Below are 15093 nucleotides of genomic sequence, written 5' to 3' on the forward strand. Positions count from 1 at the left end.
GGCGGCTGCCATGCGTTTCTTCGAACGCCAGGACCGGGCCCGGCGCCAGTCGCTGGTCCTGATTCTGCTGTTCCTGCTGGCCGTGAGCCTGATCATCCTCGCGGTCTCGGCGGTGCTCTACGGCTTCTACGTTTTCTGGGTCCACTACCCGGTGCCGTTCCTGGACTGGCTCCTCTCGGAGCCCGGCTGGGCCGTGACCGGTACAGTGGCGGCCATTGTCGCCATGGGGTCACTCTACCGTTACGCGGATCTGCGTCGCGGCGGGGAACGGGTGGCGCGCATGGCGGGTGCCCGTCCGGTTCCCGCTGATACGGCAGAGAAGGGAGAGCGTCAGCTGCGCAATGTTACCGAGGAGATGGCCCTTGCCAGCGGGGTCACCGTCCCGCAGCTGTTCGTGATGGACCAGGAGGCGGCCATCAACGCCTTCGTGGCCGGTTATCAGCCCAATGAGGCGGTGCTGGTGGTGACCCGGGGCACTCTGGATGAGCTCAGCCGCGATGAGCTGCAAGGCGTCGTGGCCCATGAATTCAGCCATATTCTCAACGGCGACATGCGCATCAACGTGCGGCTCATCTCGATGCTGGCGGGTATTCTGCTGATCGGCCAGCTGGGCCAGTACCTGGTGCGGTTCGGCATCTGGGGCTGGAGCGGTTACCATCACCGGCGCCGCTACGATGGCGCTCTCGTACTCGCGGGCGCCGTGCTGGTGATTGTGGGCTACGTCGGGCTTTTCATGGGGCGGGTTATCAAGTCGGCGGTCTCGCGCCAGCGCGAATACCTGGCGGATGCCGCCGCCGTGCAGTTCACCCGCAATCCTGAGGGCATCGGAGGGGCGCTGTACCGGATCGGCGTGGCTGCTTCCGGATCGCGGCTCAGAGCCACCAGTCATGCGGAAGACCTGAACCACCTGTGCTTCGGGGAAAGCGTCTCTCTGGCGCGCCTTCTGGCTTCCCATCCTCCGATTGAGGACCGGCTTAACGCCATCGATGAGACCCTGCTGGTGCGCATGAAATCCCGGGATCGCAAGGCTGCCCGGGAACAGGGTGAGGCGCCGCCCACGGCAGCCAACGAGGCAGCAGCGGCCATGGGGTTCTCGGGTGCGGGCGGTCTCGAGATCGGCAGTGGTGCCGCCTCGGTGGGGGCGCTCAGTGAGTCCGGGACCTGCCATGTCCGCTCACTGCTTGCCGCGCTGCCCGGCGGCCTGAACCAGCAGCTGCATGGGGCCGAGGGGGCAGTCCACCTGTGTCTGGCGCTGGCGCTGGAAGAGGCGGACCACGGCGCCTTGGATCAGTGGCTCCCGGAGCTGGAGCCGGTGGGTGCCGTAGCGATTGACCCACTCCTGGTGCGCCAGATGATCCAGACGCTGCGTGATCTGGGCCCGGCCTACCGGGTGCCGCTGGTCGAGCTGTCACTGCCGGCATTGCGGGAGCTGGAGACACCGGCGAAAGGCCAGTTACTGCGGGACATGGAACAGCTGATCCGCGAGGACCGTGGCGCCCGCCTGCACGACATCGCCATCCTGGGCTTCCTCAAACATCATCTCGGCAAAAGAGCGGGTCGCAACCGGAAGGTGGTCCACCGTCGCTACGGGGCGGTAATGCCGGACATCCGCCGGCTGTTGTGGCTGATGGCATCGGCGGGTACACGCGCCGATCCGGAGCCCCTGTACCGGGAGGCCATGGCGGGATTCGAAACGGAGGCCAGGCGGCCTTCCGGCGAGGGCACCAGCGCCCGCAAGCTGCTTCAGTCACTGGGGCGGCTGGACGGGCTGCCGGCGATGCTCAAGCCCGCCATCATTGATGCCTGTGTTCACTGCATCCAGGAAGACGGGCGTGTCAGCCCGCGTGAGTATGAGCTGCTGCGCATCATCGCCGATCAGCTGGACTGCCCCATGCCGCCGCTGCCCAAGTCCGGGGATAACACCCCGGAGGAAGACTGATCAGCCGGTTTTCAGGGGCTTGTGGGCAATGTCGGGCTCCTTGCCCTTAAGCATCTGGTTCCAGTAGAACGGCGGAAGCAGGTGCTTCTTGACCACCCAGTAGAACCGGGATTCCTTGAAGGGGCTCAGGGGCAGCGTAGGGGTCACGACACCGTCGTACATGAACTCGGCCAGCATCACCTTGCCGTAGGCGGTGACCAGTGGGCACGAGGTGTAGCCGTCGTACTGGGCGTCCAGTGCCTGCCCGTCCAGGCGCGCCAGCAGATTGCGCACTGTGACCGGAGCCTGCTTGCGCACGGCTGCGGCGGTCTTGGAGGTGGGCAGGGAGCTGGCATCGCCCAGTGAGAAGACGTTGGGGTAGCGGGTGTGCTGTGTGGTGCCCTTGTCCACGTCCACCCAGCCGTCGGCATTGGCCAGCGGGCTCTGTTTCACGAAGTCGGGTGAGGTCTGATGCGGTGTCACGTGTAGCAGGTCGTAGGGCTGTTCCACCTCGGTGGTTTCCCCGTTGGCGTCCTTGGTGGCGAAGCGGGCCACCTTGCGCTCGGCATCAATGGCAACCAGGTCATGGCCCAGGTTGACGCCGATGCCGTAGCGGTCCATCACCTTCTGCAGGTGGGGCACGAAGTCCGGCACGCTGAACAGGGCGCCGGCGCCACTGTAGAACTGCAGGTTGCTTTCGGGGGCCAGGTCGTTCCGGCGCAGGTGATCCGCGGCCAGGTAGGCGATCTTCTGTGGCGCGCCGGCGCATTTCAGCGGGGGCGGCGGCTGGGTGAAGATAGCGTTGCCGCCCCGGAACTGGCGCAGGCATTCCCAGGTGTAGGGTGCCGTCTCCGGACTGTAGTTGCTGCACACGCCGTTGCTCCCCAGAGCTTCACGCAACCCTTCCACGCGATCCCAGTCCAGCTTGATGCCGGGGGCGACGACCAGGTGCTCATACTGCACCTGGCGGCCGTCCTCAAGTGTGAGCTGGTTGCTGTCCGGCTCGAACGTGGCCACGCCGGCGTGGATCCAGGTGGCCGTTTCCGGCAGTGTTTCCTTCTGGGCCCGCCGGGTGCTGTCCATGTCATAGGTGCCGCCGCCGACCAGCGTGAATGCCGGCTGGTAGTAGTGGACTTCCGAGGGTTCCACCACGGCCACATCCAGTTCCGGACGCTGGCGTAGCAGGGAAGCGGCCACCGTGGTGCCGGCAGTGCCACCGCCGACGATGACCACCTGATGGCTGGGGGACTGGGAGGAAGCGTTCATGGGGCCTCTCACTCTGGTTCTGGCTAATAATGCGTTGGAATTGCTGCTTATGGTAACGCGTTTTATGAGATCATAATTTGATAAAAACAAAATTGTAAGTCTTTTTTGGAATATAAAAATCAGACAAGTGCATGGCGGGGACAGTTGACGGATTCGGTGGCGGGAGCGCGCGGGTAGCGGGATCATACCCGTCGCCGTCAGCCACCGGAGGCTCCCATGGAACTCGTCTGCCCGGCGGGCAGCCTGCCCGCTCTCAAGGCGGCTGTTGATGCGGGAGCGGATGCCGTCTACATCGGCTTCCGCGACCACACCAACGCCCGCCAGTTCGCCGGCCTCAACTTCACCGAAAAGCGCATGCGCGAGGGAATGGAGTACGCCCGCCAACGTGGCACACGCGTTTTCTGTGCCCTCAACACTTACCCGCAGCCCGCGGGCTGGAAGCACTGGACGTCAACGCTGGACCGGGCGGCGGACCTGGGGTTTGATGCCCTGATCCTGGCGGATATGGGGCTGCTGGACCATGCGGCCCGTCACCATCCCGGGATTCCGCGCCATCTTTCCGTACAGGGCTCGGCCACCAGCCATGAAGCACTGCGGTTCTATCACCGGGAGTTCGGTATCAGCCGCGCCGTGCTCCCCAGGGTCCTGTCCATGGATCAGGTGCGGCAGGTGGCCGGGCATTCCCCGGTGGAACTGGAAGTGTTCGCTTTCGGCAGTCTCTGCATCATGGCCGAGGGGCGCTGTTATCTGTCTTCCTATCTGACCGACGAGTCCCCGAATACCTGTGGTGCCTGTTCACCCGCAAAGGCCGTGCGCTGGGAGGAGAAGGGCGATGATCTGGAGGCCCGGCTCAACGGGGTACTGATCGACCGTTTCGCCGGTGATGAGCAGGCGGGCTACCCGACCCTGTGCAAGGGGCGCTTTGAAGTGGAGGGGGCCGTCTACCACGCCATTGAGGAACCCACCAGTCTCAACACCATGGATCTGCTTCCGGAGCTGCACCGCCTTGGTGTTTCCGCCGTCAAGATCGAAGGGCGGCAGCGCAGCCCCGCCTACAGCGGTCAGGTGGCCGGAACCTGGCGGGCGGCGATCGACCGCGTGAAAGCGGATCCCGAGACCTTTGAACCCGCCCCGGAATGGCAGCGCACGCTGGGCGACCTGTCCGAGGGTGGGCAGACCACACTGGGCGCATGGACCCGGAGCTGGAAATGACGATGAAACTCTCACTGGGGCCGATTCTCTGGTACTGGCCCCGCCAGGATGTGCTCAACTTCTACGCCGAAGCGGCCGAATGGCCGGTGGAGACCATCTATCTCGGCGAGGTGGTGTGTTCCCGCCGCCGGGACATGAAGGTGGCGGACTGGATGGATCTGGCCCGCGATCTGCGCGACTGCGGCAAGGAGGTGGTGCTTTCGAGCCAGACGTTGATCGAATCCGAAGCGGACCTGCGCACCCTGCGCCGCATCCGGGACAACGGCGAATTCCTGGTCGAGGCCAACGATCAGAGTGCGCTGAACATGGTGATCGAGGCCGGCCTGCCGTTCGTCACTGGCCCCTCCATGAACGTCTACAATCCCGCAACACTGCGGGTTCTGCTGCGCCGGGGCCTGCAGCGCTGGTGCCTGCCAGTGGAACTGAGCCGCGATACGCTCGCCGACATGCAGACCACGCTGTATGAGCAGTCCCTGCATGCGCCGGTGGAAGTCTTCGCCTGGGGCTTTCTGCCACTGGCCTGGTCCTCACGCTGCTTCACCGCACGCTACTACGGCAAGCCCAAGGACCGCTGCGAGTTCGTCTGTCAGCAGCATCCGGACGGGTTGGCTCTCAGGTCCCGGGAGCATCAGGATGTTTTCCGGCTCAATGGCACCAGCACCCTGTCCGGCGCCCGCTATGACCTGATGCGGGAGCTGCCGGACATGCAGCGGCTGGGCGTGGACGCCGTGCGCTTGAGCCCGGAGCACGAAGGTATGGCGGAGGTCGTGGCACGTTTCGACCGGGCGCGTCAGGGAGACATGCCAGAGCGTCATCCGCTTCACCTGGCGGAGGCGCCCCCCTGTGACGGCTACTGGTATGGCCGGCCGGGCATGGACTGGAGTCAGACCCCATGAAGCAGACACTGGACCGAATGGCGCGCAGCCTGATTCCGCTGGTGGATGCCCGGCTGCCCTGGGGGCTCAAGCAGGGGCTGGTGGAAGTGCCCCTGAATCACCTTTTTGCCGAAGCCCTGGTAGAGGGTGATTTCGAGGAGCTGGAAGGGCGTGTGCTGCGGCTCGAACTGGAAGACGCCACCACCGGGGTGACCCTGGGGTTCTGGGGTGGACGCCTGCGAATGGCGGACGCAGCGCCCGAGGCGACCATACGGGGCACCACGGAAGCCTTCCGGCGGCTGGCGGAGCGTCGGGAGGACCCGGACCGCCTGTTTTTCCAGCGTCAGCTGGTGATCGAGGGGGATACGGAGTTGGGGCTGGCGGTGAAGAACCTGCTGGATGCGCTGGAATGGCGCATTCCCCTTCTCAGCGGCCCTGCCGCGCTCAGCGCGCCTCCGGATGACGCCGGTTGATCAGATCCCAGGCCTTGTGGATCTCCTCCAACCGGGCCCGGGCCAGCTCCGGGTCCATGTCCGTGTGCTGGACGCGGTCCGGATGATAGAGGCTGCGCTGTTTGCGATAAGCCTGGCGCAGGGTCTCCAGTGAATCCGAGGGTTTGCCACCAACCACCTGGCAGGCGCGGGCGAGACCGGTCAGGGGCGTTTCGCTGGTGCCTTCGCCCGGGGAAGTGATCCAGACCTTGCCCCGGTAGCTCTGAAGGATGCGGTTGCTGGCGGTGGCCGGCAGGCCGGTGGCGATGATGGCGGTGTGGCAGCGGGCAATGCGGGCGGCCGAATCCGGGCCGTCCTGGTAGCACAGGTGCGCCAGCGCCATGCTCAGGCGCAGCGCTGAATCCGGCCAGCGGCGTGTGAGCAGCCGGAACCACAGGGGCACAACCGGCTGGGCATCCTGCTTGCCGTTAGTGAAGCGCCGGATCAGCCGGCGGCGCTGACGGGGCCCTGCATTGAAATTGCGCATCAGGGACTCGCCGTAGCGGATGTCCAGCTCGGTCACCCGGCCGTCCGCCTTGGCCACATAGCCCATCAGCCGGAACAGTGTGCCGCGTGCCCATCGGGGCAGACCGGTGCGTTCCAGGAGCCGGGCGCCGTGATGGCCGCAGGACGCCAGCTCACGGAGCAGGTCGGAAAGGTTCTCCGGCAGTGCGTCCGTACTGTTGTGGCTGTGTTTCGCGCTCATGGGGCAGCACCACTCCCTGCCAGTGTGCGCGCCGTTTCGAGGCGCTCTGGGGTGCCAACATCCACCCAGTGACCGTCATGGCGGAGGCCGCTCACCCGCCCCTGCTGGCAGGCGGTGCGCAGAATGGGGCCAAGCCGGTCCTCTTCATCCGGTGCACTGTCGATCAGGCGTCGGTTCAGCCGGCTGATTCCGGCAAAGGTGAGCGATTCACCCTGGTCCCTGGTTATCCGGCCATTGGCCAGTGCGAAATCCCCGCCACTGTGGTGGGCCGGGTTCGGCACCAGGACCAGGTGGGCATCCAGATCTTCCCCCAGTGGCGTGGTGGCAAGCGCGGCCATGTCGAAATCCGTCCAGACATCCCCGTTGATGACCAGGAATTCATTGCCTGTTTCCGTGAGCATCGGCAGCGCCCGGCGTAATCCGCCCAGAGTCTCCAGCGGCTCCCCCTCCCGGGAGTATTCAATGCGGGCCCCCAGATGGGCGCCATCGCCGAGCTCGGCTTCAATCCGCTCGCCCAGCCAGGCGGTGTTGATGACGATATCGGGAACACCGGCCCGCACCAGGGCCTCGATGTGCCACTGGATCATCGGCCGGCCGACCACCGGCAACAGCGGCTTGGGGGTCTCCAGGGTCAGTGGCCGCAGGCGTTCGCCGCGCCCGGCTGCCAGGATCATGGCCTTCATGTGGCCCCCGCCATGGGTTCCACGGCCGGTGCCACGCGTTCCGCGAGCCAGTCCCCGAAGTGTTCGAGTGCCGGCTGACGCCGTGCGGCCGAGATGATGTAAGCCAGGGTGCGCGGGATGTCCGCCAGGTAGCGCGGCTTGCCATCGCGCTGGTCGAGCCGCGCGAAGATGCCGCTGGCCTTGAGGTGGCGCTGGATGCCCATGAGCTCGAACCACTGGCGGAAGGTGGCCTCGTCCGCCTGATGCAGGCCGGCCTCCCGCGCCTCCAGGCGGTAGGCCTCCAGCCACTGGTAGACCTTTTCGAGCGGCCAGGCGACGTAGCAGTCCCGCAGCAGTGAGGCAGCGTCATAGGTGATGGGGCCGGTGACCGCGTCCTGGAAGTCGATGATGCCGGGGCTGTTATTGTCCGTCACCAGCAGGTTCCGGGAGTGGTAGTCACGGTGGACCGTAACCCGGGGCTGGGCGAGGGCGGACTCGGTCAGGGTGGCGAAGGTGGTCGCCAGCATGGCTTGTTCCTGGCTGGAGAGCTTTAGGCCGAGCTTCTGTTCCAGAAGCCAGTCCGGGAAAAGCTGCATCTCCTGCTGCAGGCGCTCGCGGTCATAGGATGGCAGGGGATGGTCCGGCGGCGAGGACAGGCCCTGAAGGCGGACCAGCGCACTGAGGGCTTCGCCGTAAAGCCGGTCCGCGCTTGCCTCGCTGGTGAGTTCATCCAGGTAGAGCCGGTCGCCCAGATCCTCCAGCAGCAGGAACCCCTGCGCCTGATCCTCGGCCAGCAGTGCCGGCACATGCAGGCCGTGTTCGTGCCAGTGGTGTGTCAGCGCCACAAAGGCCCCGCAGGATTCCTTCTCAGGCGGGGCATCCATCACGATCCGGGAGCCCTCCGGGGTCTGCACACGGAAATAGCGCCGGAAACTGGCATCGCCGGCCACCGGCTCCGGTGTCCGCGGCGCCGTTCCGAGGCACTGGTCCAGCCAGACCAGCATGGCGTCGTAGCGTTGATCCATGGTTGCTCCCGTTAATGGGCGCCGCGCCAGGCAGCACCTTTCAGATGTGTTGTATTCTGCATTAACCCTCTGCCAGCTGGCCAGAGAGCGTTAACATGCTGCAGTGGCCCATGTAGACTGTGCCCCTGTTTCAGCCGCATGCCGGTGGACGCTCCGGAGAGGGTGAGTGGCAATACAGAAGTGGACAAACAACCGCGCCGGGCGACTCCGGATGCTGGCTGCCAGCATCACGCTGGCCTGTGTGTCCGCGCAGGCCCAGGAACCCCGCTCGGCCGCCGCCATCGATTGGGTGGAGTGGGAGCAGCTGCCCCCGGAACTGCAGGAAAAGGTGCCGGCCTACTGTGGCGGCGCCTATCGCCCTCCGGCACTTGAATCCAGCAGTGCCGATGACGCCCCTGTGGGAGAAGGTGACGGCAGGCCTGTCCATATCACCAGTCGAGAGGCCCGCTACCGTATGGACGAGACCCTGGACCTGAGCGGTGACGTGCGGGTACGCCAGGGCGAGCTCCGGGCACGCAGTGACCGTGCCCAGTACAACCAGAGCAGCGGCATGCTCAACCTCAGTGGCGGCGTGGTCAGCCGCGCCAACGGGGTGCTGCTGACCGGCAATGAAGCCGAGGCCAGCGATGAGGGCGGCAGCCTGACCCTCAATACTGCCCGCTTCCTGCTCCATGATGCCCATATGCGCGGCAGTGCCGGTCGTATCAAGCGCACCGGGGAAGAGGCCATGCGCATTGATCAGGCCGTCATGACCACCTGCCAGCCCGGCCGCAATGACTGGTCGCTGGCGGCGAGCGGGGTTGACCTGGATCAGGCGAGTGGCTTCGGCACCGCCCGCAATGTCCGGCTGCGGGTGAAGGATGTGCCGGTGATGTACGTGCCCTGGATCCGGTTCCCGATCGATGATCGCCGCCATACCGGTTTCCTGTACCCAACGTTCGGCAGTTCCAATGCCGGCAGCGGCCTGTTCCTTGCCACGCCTTTCTACATGAATCTGGCGCCCCACTACGATGCGACCTATACCCCGCAGTATATCCATGGTCGGGGGTACTTCTCGGAGCTTGAGACCCGCTATCTGAGTCGCTTCGGGCAGACGGATGTACAGCTGGGCTTTATCGACAGTGACTCTGAATTCGAGTCGGAGAATCCTGGTATGGACGGCAAGCGCTGGGGCCTGGATGTCACCAGTGATGCCGACTTCGGTGGCGGCTGGCGGGGGGATCTGGATTACGCGGCGGTCTCAGACGACGACTATTCCAGTGACCTCAACCGGACCCTGGACATCCAGCAGAACACCCATCTGCGCCGGGATGGGCGGATCCGCTACAGTCAGCCCGGAGTGAACTTCTCGGCGGCATTGCGAGGGTTCCAGACCATTGATCCCGCCATTCCCGAAGGCCGCCGACCCTACAACCAGCTGCCGCGTGTGCAGCTTGATCTCAGTACCAGCAGTGGCAACTGGTACGCTGCCCAGGATACCGAGTACAACCATTTCTGGCGCGAGAACCGGAATCTCCAGGGCATGGATGCGGCCGTTGGCCATCGGCTGCGTACGCGCCCGGAGGTGGGCTGGCAACTGCGGGGCCTGCCGGGCTTTGTGAGCACCTCCGTGATGCTTGACCACACCCAGTACGAGCTGGACGACATTGAACGGGATGAGCGCTTCAGTCGCAGCGTACCCTTTGCGGACGTGGATGCCGGGCTCTACTTCGACCGCTTCTTTGATGTGGGCGACAGCTTCTACAACCAGACGCTGGAGCCGCGGCTGTATTACGTGTACTCACCGGAGCGCGAGCAGGACGGTATCCCTGTCTTTGATACCCGGCTCAACTCCTTCAACTTCAACCAGCTCTTCGCCCGTGACCGTTTTGTGGGAGGGGACCGTGTGGGGGATAACAACCGCCTCACGACGGCGCTGACCTCGCGCGTGTATGATATGGACGCCGGAATCGAGCGGGCCCGCGTGAGCCTTGGCCAGATCCACCGTTTTGACGATGAAGAGGTGGCGCTCAATGGAGCTGGCACCACGGAGGAAAGGCGTTCCCCGTACGCCGGTGAGCTCGTGCTGCGGCCGCTGGAGACCATGGACCTTCGGGTCACGGGACAGTGGGACGCGGATGAACGTGAGACCGTTCGTGGGCGGAGCCAGTTCCGCTTCCATACCAGCGACTACCGCTATCTGTTCAACGCCGGCCACACCTATGATGCGGACACCGACCTGGAGCAGTCGGATGTGAGCACGGTGCTGGCGCTGGGCGAACAGACGAGCCTGATTGGCCGCTGGCTCTACGATATGGAGAATAGGGAGACAGCGGGCACACTGCTGGGACTTGAGTACAGCAGCTGCTGCTGGAACCTGCAGCTCGTGGCCCAGCGTTACCGTACCCGGGATGAGGGACTGGATACCCGGTTCCTGTTCCAGATCCAGCTGCTCGGGCTGGGTGGCAGTGGCGATGCCCAGGATACCGCCCGTGATGCCATTCCCGGCTTTGATCAGCGCACTGCCATCAGAGAGCGCCCAACGCCCGAACAGCTGCGGCGCCCGGCGCAGGAACGATGGCCCTGAACCCATTCAGACTGAGGTAAGCATGATTCCGAAACGACAGCGCCCTTCAAGCCTGCTGGCCCTGGTATTCCTGGCCTGCCTGCCCATGCTGGCGGCCGGAGCCGAACGCCAGCCGCTGGATCGCGTTGTGGCCGTGGTGGACGAGGGCGTGGTTCTGCAGTCCGAGCTCCAGGCACGGATCCAGCAGATCCGCTCACGGCTGAGCGCCCAGGGCACACGGCTGCCACCGGAATCCGTGCTGCGCCAGCGGGTTCTGGACCAGCTCATTCTGGAGGAGATCCAGATCCAGCGGGCTCGCCAGATGGGCATTCGCATTGGTGACTCCGAGCTCAACAGCGCCATGCGCAATGTGGCCCGGAACAACGGCTTCAGCAGTCTCAACGCCTTCGAGCAGGCGCTGTCCAGCGAGGGGCTGAGTTTCCAGCAGGCGCGCGAGCAGATCCGCCGGGAGATGCTGGTCAGCCGCGTTCAGCAACAGCGCGTGGGCCGGCGCGTGCGTGTTACCGAAAGGGAGGTGGACAACTTCCTGAGTTCCGCGGAAGCGCGTAAACGTTCCGGGATTGAACACCTGCTCGGTCACATCCTGATTGAGGTGAACAACTTCAATAACGACGAAGCGGTCCAGGCGGCCCGGAGCAAGGCGGAGTCGATCCAGGAGCAGCTTGAGGACGGTGCCGACTTCCGCGAGCTGGCGGTTGCCGAATCCGACGGTCGTAACGCGCTGGAGGGCGGTGAGCTGGGGTGGCGTTCCGGTCAGGAGCTGCCGTCGCTGGTGGCCGGCGAGATCCCGCGCCTGGATGTGGGCGAGCCTTCGCCGGTGCTGCAGAGCAGCAGTGGCTTCCACGTGGTCACACCATTGGACCGCCGGGGGCAGGATACCAATGAAGTGGAACAGCGCCGGGTGAGCCATATTCTGGTCAATACCCAGGAGCGCTCTGACGCCGAGGCGGAGTCACTGATCCGCGAGATCGAGTCGCAACTGGAGAATGGAGCTGATTTCGCTGCGCTCGCCAAGGAGTATTCGGATGACCCCGGTACCGTCTCTGAGGGTGGTGAACTGGGTTGGGTCGGGCCCGGCGAAATGGTGCCGGCGTTCGAGGACACCATGATGGAGACCGGTGTTGGTGAGACCAGTAACCCGTTCCGCTCACGGTTCGGATGGCATATCCTCAAGGTTGAGGATAAGCGCGTGGCGGAGCAGAGCGATGAAATCCGGCGCAATGAAGCCCGCCAGGCGCTGCAGCAACGCCAGTACGAGCTGGAACTCCAGAACTGGCTGAGCCAGATCCGCGAGGAAGCCTACGTGGACGTCAAGACTGTGGTCAGTGGCATGGAGGGCACGCTTTGACCCGTCCGGCACGGCTGGCGGTAACAGCCGGTGAGCCTGCCGGCATCGGGCCGGATCTGTGTCTTACTCTGGCTGACCGTGAGCGGGAAACGGAACTGGTGGTGATCGCGGACGCTGACCTGATGCGTGAGCGGGCCTGGGTGCTTGAACTGGACGTGCGGATTGAGCCCTGGGAACCGGACCAGCCCATTCCGACCGGAGCCGGTGTGCTTCCGGTCTGGTCGGTGGCCTCTGTCGCGACGACCCGGGCCGGGAAGCTCGACCCGGAGAACGCGGGCTATGTGTTGCGGACCCTGGAAGCGGCTGTTGAGGCCTGCCAGCTCAGCATCGTGGATGGCATGGTCACCGCGCCGGTGCACAAGGGGGTGATCAATGAGGCCGGCATCCGCTTCAGTGGTCACACCGAGTTCCTTCAGGAGAAAACCGGCGCCAGTGGTGTCGTGATGATGCTGGCCACCGAAGGGCTGCGCGTGGCGCTGGCCACTACCCACCTGCCATTGCGTGACGTGCCGGATGCTATTACCAGCAGCCGCCTCAGCCGGGTGCTCCACATCCTTAATGACGACCTGCGAAAGCACTTCGGCATTGCCCAGCCGCGCATACTGGTCGCGGGTCTCAACCCGCACGCCGGGGAAGGCGGGCATCTCGGCCGCGAAGAGATGGATGTGATCGAACCGCTTCTGGAACGGCTGAACAGCGAGGGTATGAACCTGATTGGTCCGCTGCCGGCGGATACCCTGTTCACGCCCTACAACCTGGAAGAGGCGGATGCCGTCCTGGCCATGTACCACGACCAGGGGCTGCCGGTGCTCAAGCACAAGGGGTTTGGCCGGGCGGTGAACATCAGCCTGGGCCTGCCGATCATCCGCACCTCCGTGGATCACGGTACGGCCCTGGACCTTGCGGCTACTGGCCAGGCCGACGCGGGCAGCCTGCATGAGGCCATCCAGACGGCGGCCCACATGGTACGCCAACGCGAGCGGACACGGCAGGAGCGCGCATGAGCCGGCCGTTGGGGCACCAGGCGCGCAAGCGCTTTGGCCAGAACTTTCTGCACGACGCGGGGGTGATCGACCGCATCGTGGGCGCCATCAACCCGACGCCCGAGGATAACCTCGTCGAGATTGGTCCGGGCATGGGCGCACTCAGCGAGCCGCTGCTGGAGGCCTGCCCGTCCCTTCAGATGATCGAACTGGACCGGGACCTGATCCCCGGCCTGCGGGCCCAGTTCTTCCGCTATCCGGAGCTGGTCATCCACGAAGGCGACGCCCTGCGGTTTGACTACCGTGCCATCGCCGGCAAGGGGCCGATCCGGGCAGTGGGCAACCTCCCCTACAACATCGCCACGCCGCTGATCTTCCATCTGTTCGAATTCAGCGACGTGATCCGCGACATGCACTTCATGCTCCAGAAGGAGGTCGTCGAGCGCATGGCCGCGGCGCCGGGGGAAAGCCAGTGGGGCAGGCTGGCGATCATGACCCAGTACCGCTGCCGGGTGCAGCCGTTGTTCACGGTCGGTTCGGGTGCCTTCAGCCCAGCGCCCAAAGTGGAGTCCGCCATTGTGCGGCTGGTGCCCCACGGGACTATCGACAACCCGGCCCATGACCCGGAGCTGCTGGCGAAAGTCGTACGGACGGCCTTCAATGCCCGCCGCAAGACGCTGCGCAAGGCGCTGGCACCGTTGTTCGGGGATGGAGACTGGCCGCGGCTGGGCATCGACCCTACGCTCCGGCCCCAGAACCTGACGCTGGCGGATTACGTGATGCTGGCCAATGATCTGTACGCACAGGCATCCAACGGGAGTACGGAATGAGCGAGTACGCCATCGGCGACATTCACGGCTGCCATGACAGCCTGAGGGCCCTGATGGACCGCATCGGCTTCAGCCCGGACCGGGACCGGCTCTGGTTTGTGGGAGACATCATCAACCGGGGGCCGAAGTCCCTGGAATCCCTGCGGCTGGTGAGGGATCTTGGTGACAATGCCCTGGTGACCCTGGGCAACCATGACATGCACTTCCTGGCGGTGGCGCTGGGCGGGCATGAGCCCCGGCCCAAGGATACGCTTCAGGCGATCCTGGAGGCTCCGGACCGCAATGAGCTGATCGATTGGATGCTGCAGCAGAACTTTGCCATCCCGGATGAGGCGCGCGGCCTGCTGATGGTGCACGCCGGTATTCCGCACCTGTGGACGGCGGAGCAGGCGGTGGGGTACAGCCGTGAACTGGAAGCAGTGCTCCAGAGTGACCAGGCGCCGCGCTACTTCCGTGAAATGTACGGCAACCGGCCCGAACGCTGGGATGCCGCCCTTGAAGGGATGGACCGCTGGCGGGTGATCACCAACTACTTCACACGCATGCGGTTTCTCGCTGAGGACGGCACCCTGGATCTGGCGACGAAAGAGGGGGTTGGCGCGGCGCCCGATGGTTTTGCGCCCTGGTTCCAGTACCCGCGGCCGGATTCGGTGGAACTGATTTTCGGGCACTGGGCCGCCCTGGAGGGTCGAACCAATACGCAGGGTATCCATGGGCTGGATACAGGCTGCGTCTATAACGGCCAGCTCACCGCAATGAATCTGGATACAAAGGAGATGACGCGTGTTGAACCCTGCGACTGAAGCCGGCTTCCCGGCAGGGACCTGGCTGAGCGTGGCCGGGATCCTGGGCGGACTGGCCGTGGCGGCGGGCGCCTTCGGGGCGCATGCGCTGGAAGGCAGGCTGTCGGAGCATTACATGAACGTCTTCCAGACGGCGGTGCAGTACCAGATGTTCCACGCCCTGGCCCTGCTGGGCGTGGCGCTTATCGGTCTCGTCCGGCCGGATGCCTCCTGGCTGGTACCGGCGGCCTGGGCCTTTCTGGTGGGCATCCTGCTGTTCAGTGGCAGCCTGTACACACTGGTGCTCAGTGGTGTGAAAGTGCTGGGGGCCATTACGCCGATCGGCGGTGTCGCGTTCCTGGTGGGATGGGTCTGTCTGGTGGTGACTGGATTGCGGCTGGGGGCTTGAAGCTGATGGGCTCAACCATC

Annotated in this window: 14 protein-coding genes; 10 read left to right on the forward strand and 4 right to left on the reverse strand. The window is 65.0% G+C overall.

What is annotated here, in order from left to right:
• Nucleotides 1–10: 10 nt before the first annotated feature.
• On the forward strand, nucleotides 11–1939 hold the full coding sequence (locus GLW01_RS10610; RefSeq protein ID WP_160899028.1) for a M48 family metallopeptidase: 1929 nt from the start codon (nucleotides 11–13) through the stop codon (nucleotides 1937–1939).
• Here the strand turns inward: GLW01_RS10610 and GLW01_RS10615 are convergent, their stop codons facing one another.
• Complete coding sequence (locus GLW01_RS10615) at nucleotides 1940–3184, reverse strand: NAD(P)/FAD-dependent oxidoreductase (protein ID WP_160899029.1); 1245 nt, start codon at nucleotides 3182–3184, stop codon at nucleotides 1940–1942. It abuts the gene before it with no gap.
• 216 nt (nucleotides 3185–3400) lie between these two features.
• Between GLW01_RS10615 and ubiU the strand changes: the two genes are divergently transcribed.
• From ubiU to ubiT, 3 genes are read left to right on the forward strand one after another with little or no spacing between them, the layout of a single operon-like run.
• Nucleotides 3401–4396 (forward strand): ubiquinone anaerobic biosynthesis protein UbiU, encoded by a 996-nt coding sequence (ubiU, locus tag GLW01_RS10620; RefSeq protein WP_160899030.1) that lies wholly within the window; start codon nucleotides 3401–3403, stop codon nucleotides 4394–4396.
• On the forward strand, nucleotides 4393–5292 hold the full coding sequence (locus tag GLW01_RS10625; RefSeq protein ID WP_340162451.1) for a U32 family peptidase: 900 nt from the start codon (nucleotides 4393–4395) through the stop codon (nucleotides 5290–5292). Before ubiU ends, GLW01_RS10625 begins: the two co-directional genes overlap by 4 nt.
• Entirely contained in the window at nucleotides 5289–5744 is a 456-nt protein-coding gene (gene ubiT, locus GLW01_RS10630) for a ubiquinone anaerobic biosynthesis accessory factor UbiT (protein WP_202405674.1), read from the forward strand. Before GLW01_RS10625 ends, ubiT begins: the two co-directional genes overlap by 4 nt.
• Here the strand turns inward: ubiT and GLW01_RS10635 are convergent.
• From GLW01_RS10635 to GLW01_RS10645, 3 genes are read right to left on the reverse strand one after another with little or no spacing between them, the layout of a single operon-like run.
• On the reverse strand, nucleotides 5716–6468 hold the full coding sequence (locus tag GLW01_RS10635; RefSeq protein ID WP_160899031.1) for a molecular chaperone DjlA: 753 nt from the start codon (nucleotides 6466–6468) through the stop codon (nucleotides 5716–5718). The genes ubiT and GLW01_RS10635 overlap by 29 nt on opposite strands.
• Nucleotides 6465–7151 (reverse strand): N-acetylmuramate alpha-1-phosphate uridylyltransferase MurU, encoded by a 687-nt coding sequence (gene murU, locus GLW01_RS10640; RefSeq protein WP_160899032.1) that lies wholly within the window; start codon nucleotides 7149–7151, stop codon nucleotides 6465–6467. The genes GLW01_RS10635 and murU overlap by 4 nt, the downstream gene beginning before the upstream one ends.
• Nucleotides 7148–8155, reverse strand: coding sequence for an aminoglycoside phosphotransferase family protein (locus tag GLW01_RS10645; protein ID WP_160899033.1), 1008 nt, complete (start codon nucleotides 8153–8155; stop codon nucleotides 7148–7150). The genes murU and GLW01_RS10645 overlap by 4 nt, the downstream gene beginning before the upstream one ends.
• Nucleotides 8156–8321: 166 nt before the next feature.
• On the opposite strand from GLW01_RS10645, the gene GLW01_RS10650 reads away from it, so the two are divergent.
• The 6 genes from GLW01_RS10650 to GLW01_RS10675 are packed head-to-tail and all read left to right on the forward strand — an operon-like array spanning nucleotide 8322 to nucleotide 15073.
• Entirely contained in the window at nucleotides 8322–10721 is a 2400-nt protein-coding gene (locus GLW01_RS10650) for an LPS-assembly protein LptD (protein ID WP_340162452.1), read from the forward strand.
• Between the two features lie 22 nt (nucleotides 10722–10743).
• Nucleotides 10744–12069, forward strand: a complete 1326-nt coding sequence (locus GLW01_RS10655) for a peptidylprolyl isomerase (RefSeq protein ID WP_160899034.1) — start codon at nucleotides 10744–10746, stop codon at nucleotides 12067–12069.
• Nucleotides 12066–13073 (forward strand): 4-hydroxythreonine-4-phosphate dehydrogenase PdxA, encoded by a 1008-nt coding sequence (gene pdxA, locus GLW01_RS10660; RefSeq protein ID WP_160899035.1) that lies wholly within the window; start codon nucleotides 12066–12068, stop codon nucleotides 13071–13073. Before GLW01_RS10655 ends, pdxA begins: the two co-directional genes overlap by 4 nt.
• Entirely contained in the window at nucleotides 13070–13882 is an 813-nt protein-coding gene (gene rsmA / locus GLW01_RS10665) for a 16S rRNA (adenine(1518)-N(6)/adenine(1519)-N(6))-dimethyltransferase RsmA (RefSeq protein WP_151439912.1), read from the forward strand. Before pdxA ends, rsmA begins: the two co-directional genes overlap by 4 nt.
• Nucleotides 13879–14685, forward strand: coding sequence for a symmetrical bis(5'-nucleosyl)-tetraphosphatase (locus GLW01_RS10670; protein WP_160899036.1), 807 nt, complete (start codon nucleotides 13879–13881; stop codon nucleotides 14683–14685). Before rsmA ends, GLW01_RS10670 begins: the two co-directional genes overlap by 4 nt.
• Entirely contained in the window at nucleotides 14669–15073 is a 405-nt protein-coding gene (locus GLW01_RS10675; RefSeq protein WP_425356594.1) for a DUF423 domain-containing protein, read from the forward strand. The genes GLW01_RS10670 and GLW01_RS10675 overlap by 17 nt, the downstream gene beginning before the upstream one ends.
• The last annotated feature ends 20 nt before the right edge of the window (nucleotides 15074–15093 follow it).

Source organism: Vreelandella halophila (assembly GCF_009856365.1).
GTDB lineage: Bacteria > Pseudomonadota > Gammaproteobacteria > Pseudomonadales > Oleiphilaceae > Halospina > Halospina utahensis_B.

Bases quoted from the DNA above. Each gene is read 5' to 3' on its own strand.
- GLW01_RS10610 (WP_160899028.1), top strand. From the start codon at position 11: ATGCGTTTCTTCGAACGCCAGGACCGGGCCCGGCGCCAGTCGCTGGTC.
- GLW01_RS10615 (WP_160899029.1), bottom strand. From the start codon at position 3,184: ATGAACGCTTCCTCCCAGTCCCCCAGCCATCAGGTGGTCATCGTCGGC.
- ubiU (WP_160899030.1), top strand. From the start codon at position 3,401: ATGGAACTCGTCTGCCCGGCGGGCAGCCTGCCCGCTCTCAAGGCGGCT.
- GLW01_RS10625 (WP_340162451.1), top strand. From the start codon at position 4,393: ATGACGATGAAACTCTCACTGGGGCCGATTCTCTGGTACTGGCCCCGC.
- ubiT (WP_202405674.1), top strand. From the start codon at position 5,289: ATGAAGCAGACACTGGACCGAATGGCGCGCAGCCTGATTCCGCTGGTG.
- GLW01_RS10635 (WP_160899031.1), bottom strand. From the start codon at position 6,468: ATGAGCGCGAAACACAGCCACAACAGTACGGACGCACTGCCGGAGAAC.
- murU (WP_160899032.1), bottom strand. From the start codon at position 7,151: ATGAAGGCCATGATCCTGGCAGCCGGGCGCGGCGAACGCCTGCGGCCA.
- GLW01_RS10645 (WP_160899033.1), bottom strand. From the start codon at position 8,155: ATGGATCAACGCTACGACGCCATGCTGGTCTGGCTGGACCAGTGCCTC.
- GLW01_RS10655 (WP_160899034.1), top strand. From the start codon at position 10,744: ATGATTCCGAAACGACAGCGCCCTTCAAGCCTGCTGGCCCTGGTATTC.
- rsmA (WP_151439912.1), top strand. From the start codon at position 13,070: ATGAGCCGGCCGTTGGGGCACCAGGCGCGCAAGCGCTTTGGCCAGAAC.
- GLW01_RS10670 (WP_160899036.1), top strand. From the start codon at position 13,879: ATGAGCGAGTACGCCATCGGCGACATTCACGGCTGCCATGACAGCCTG.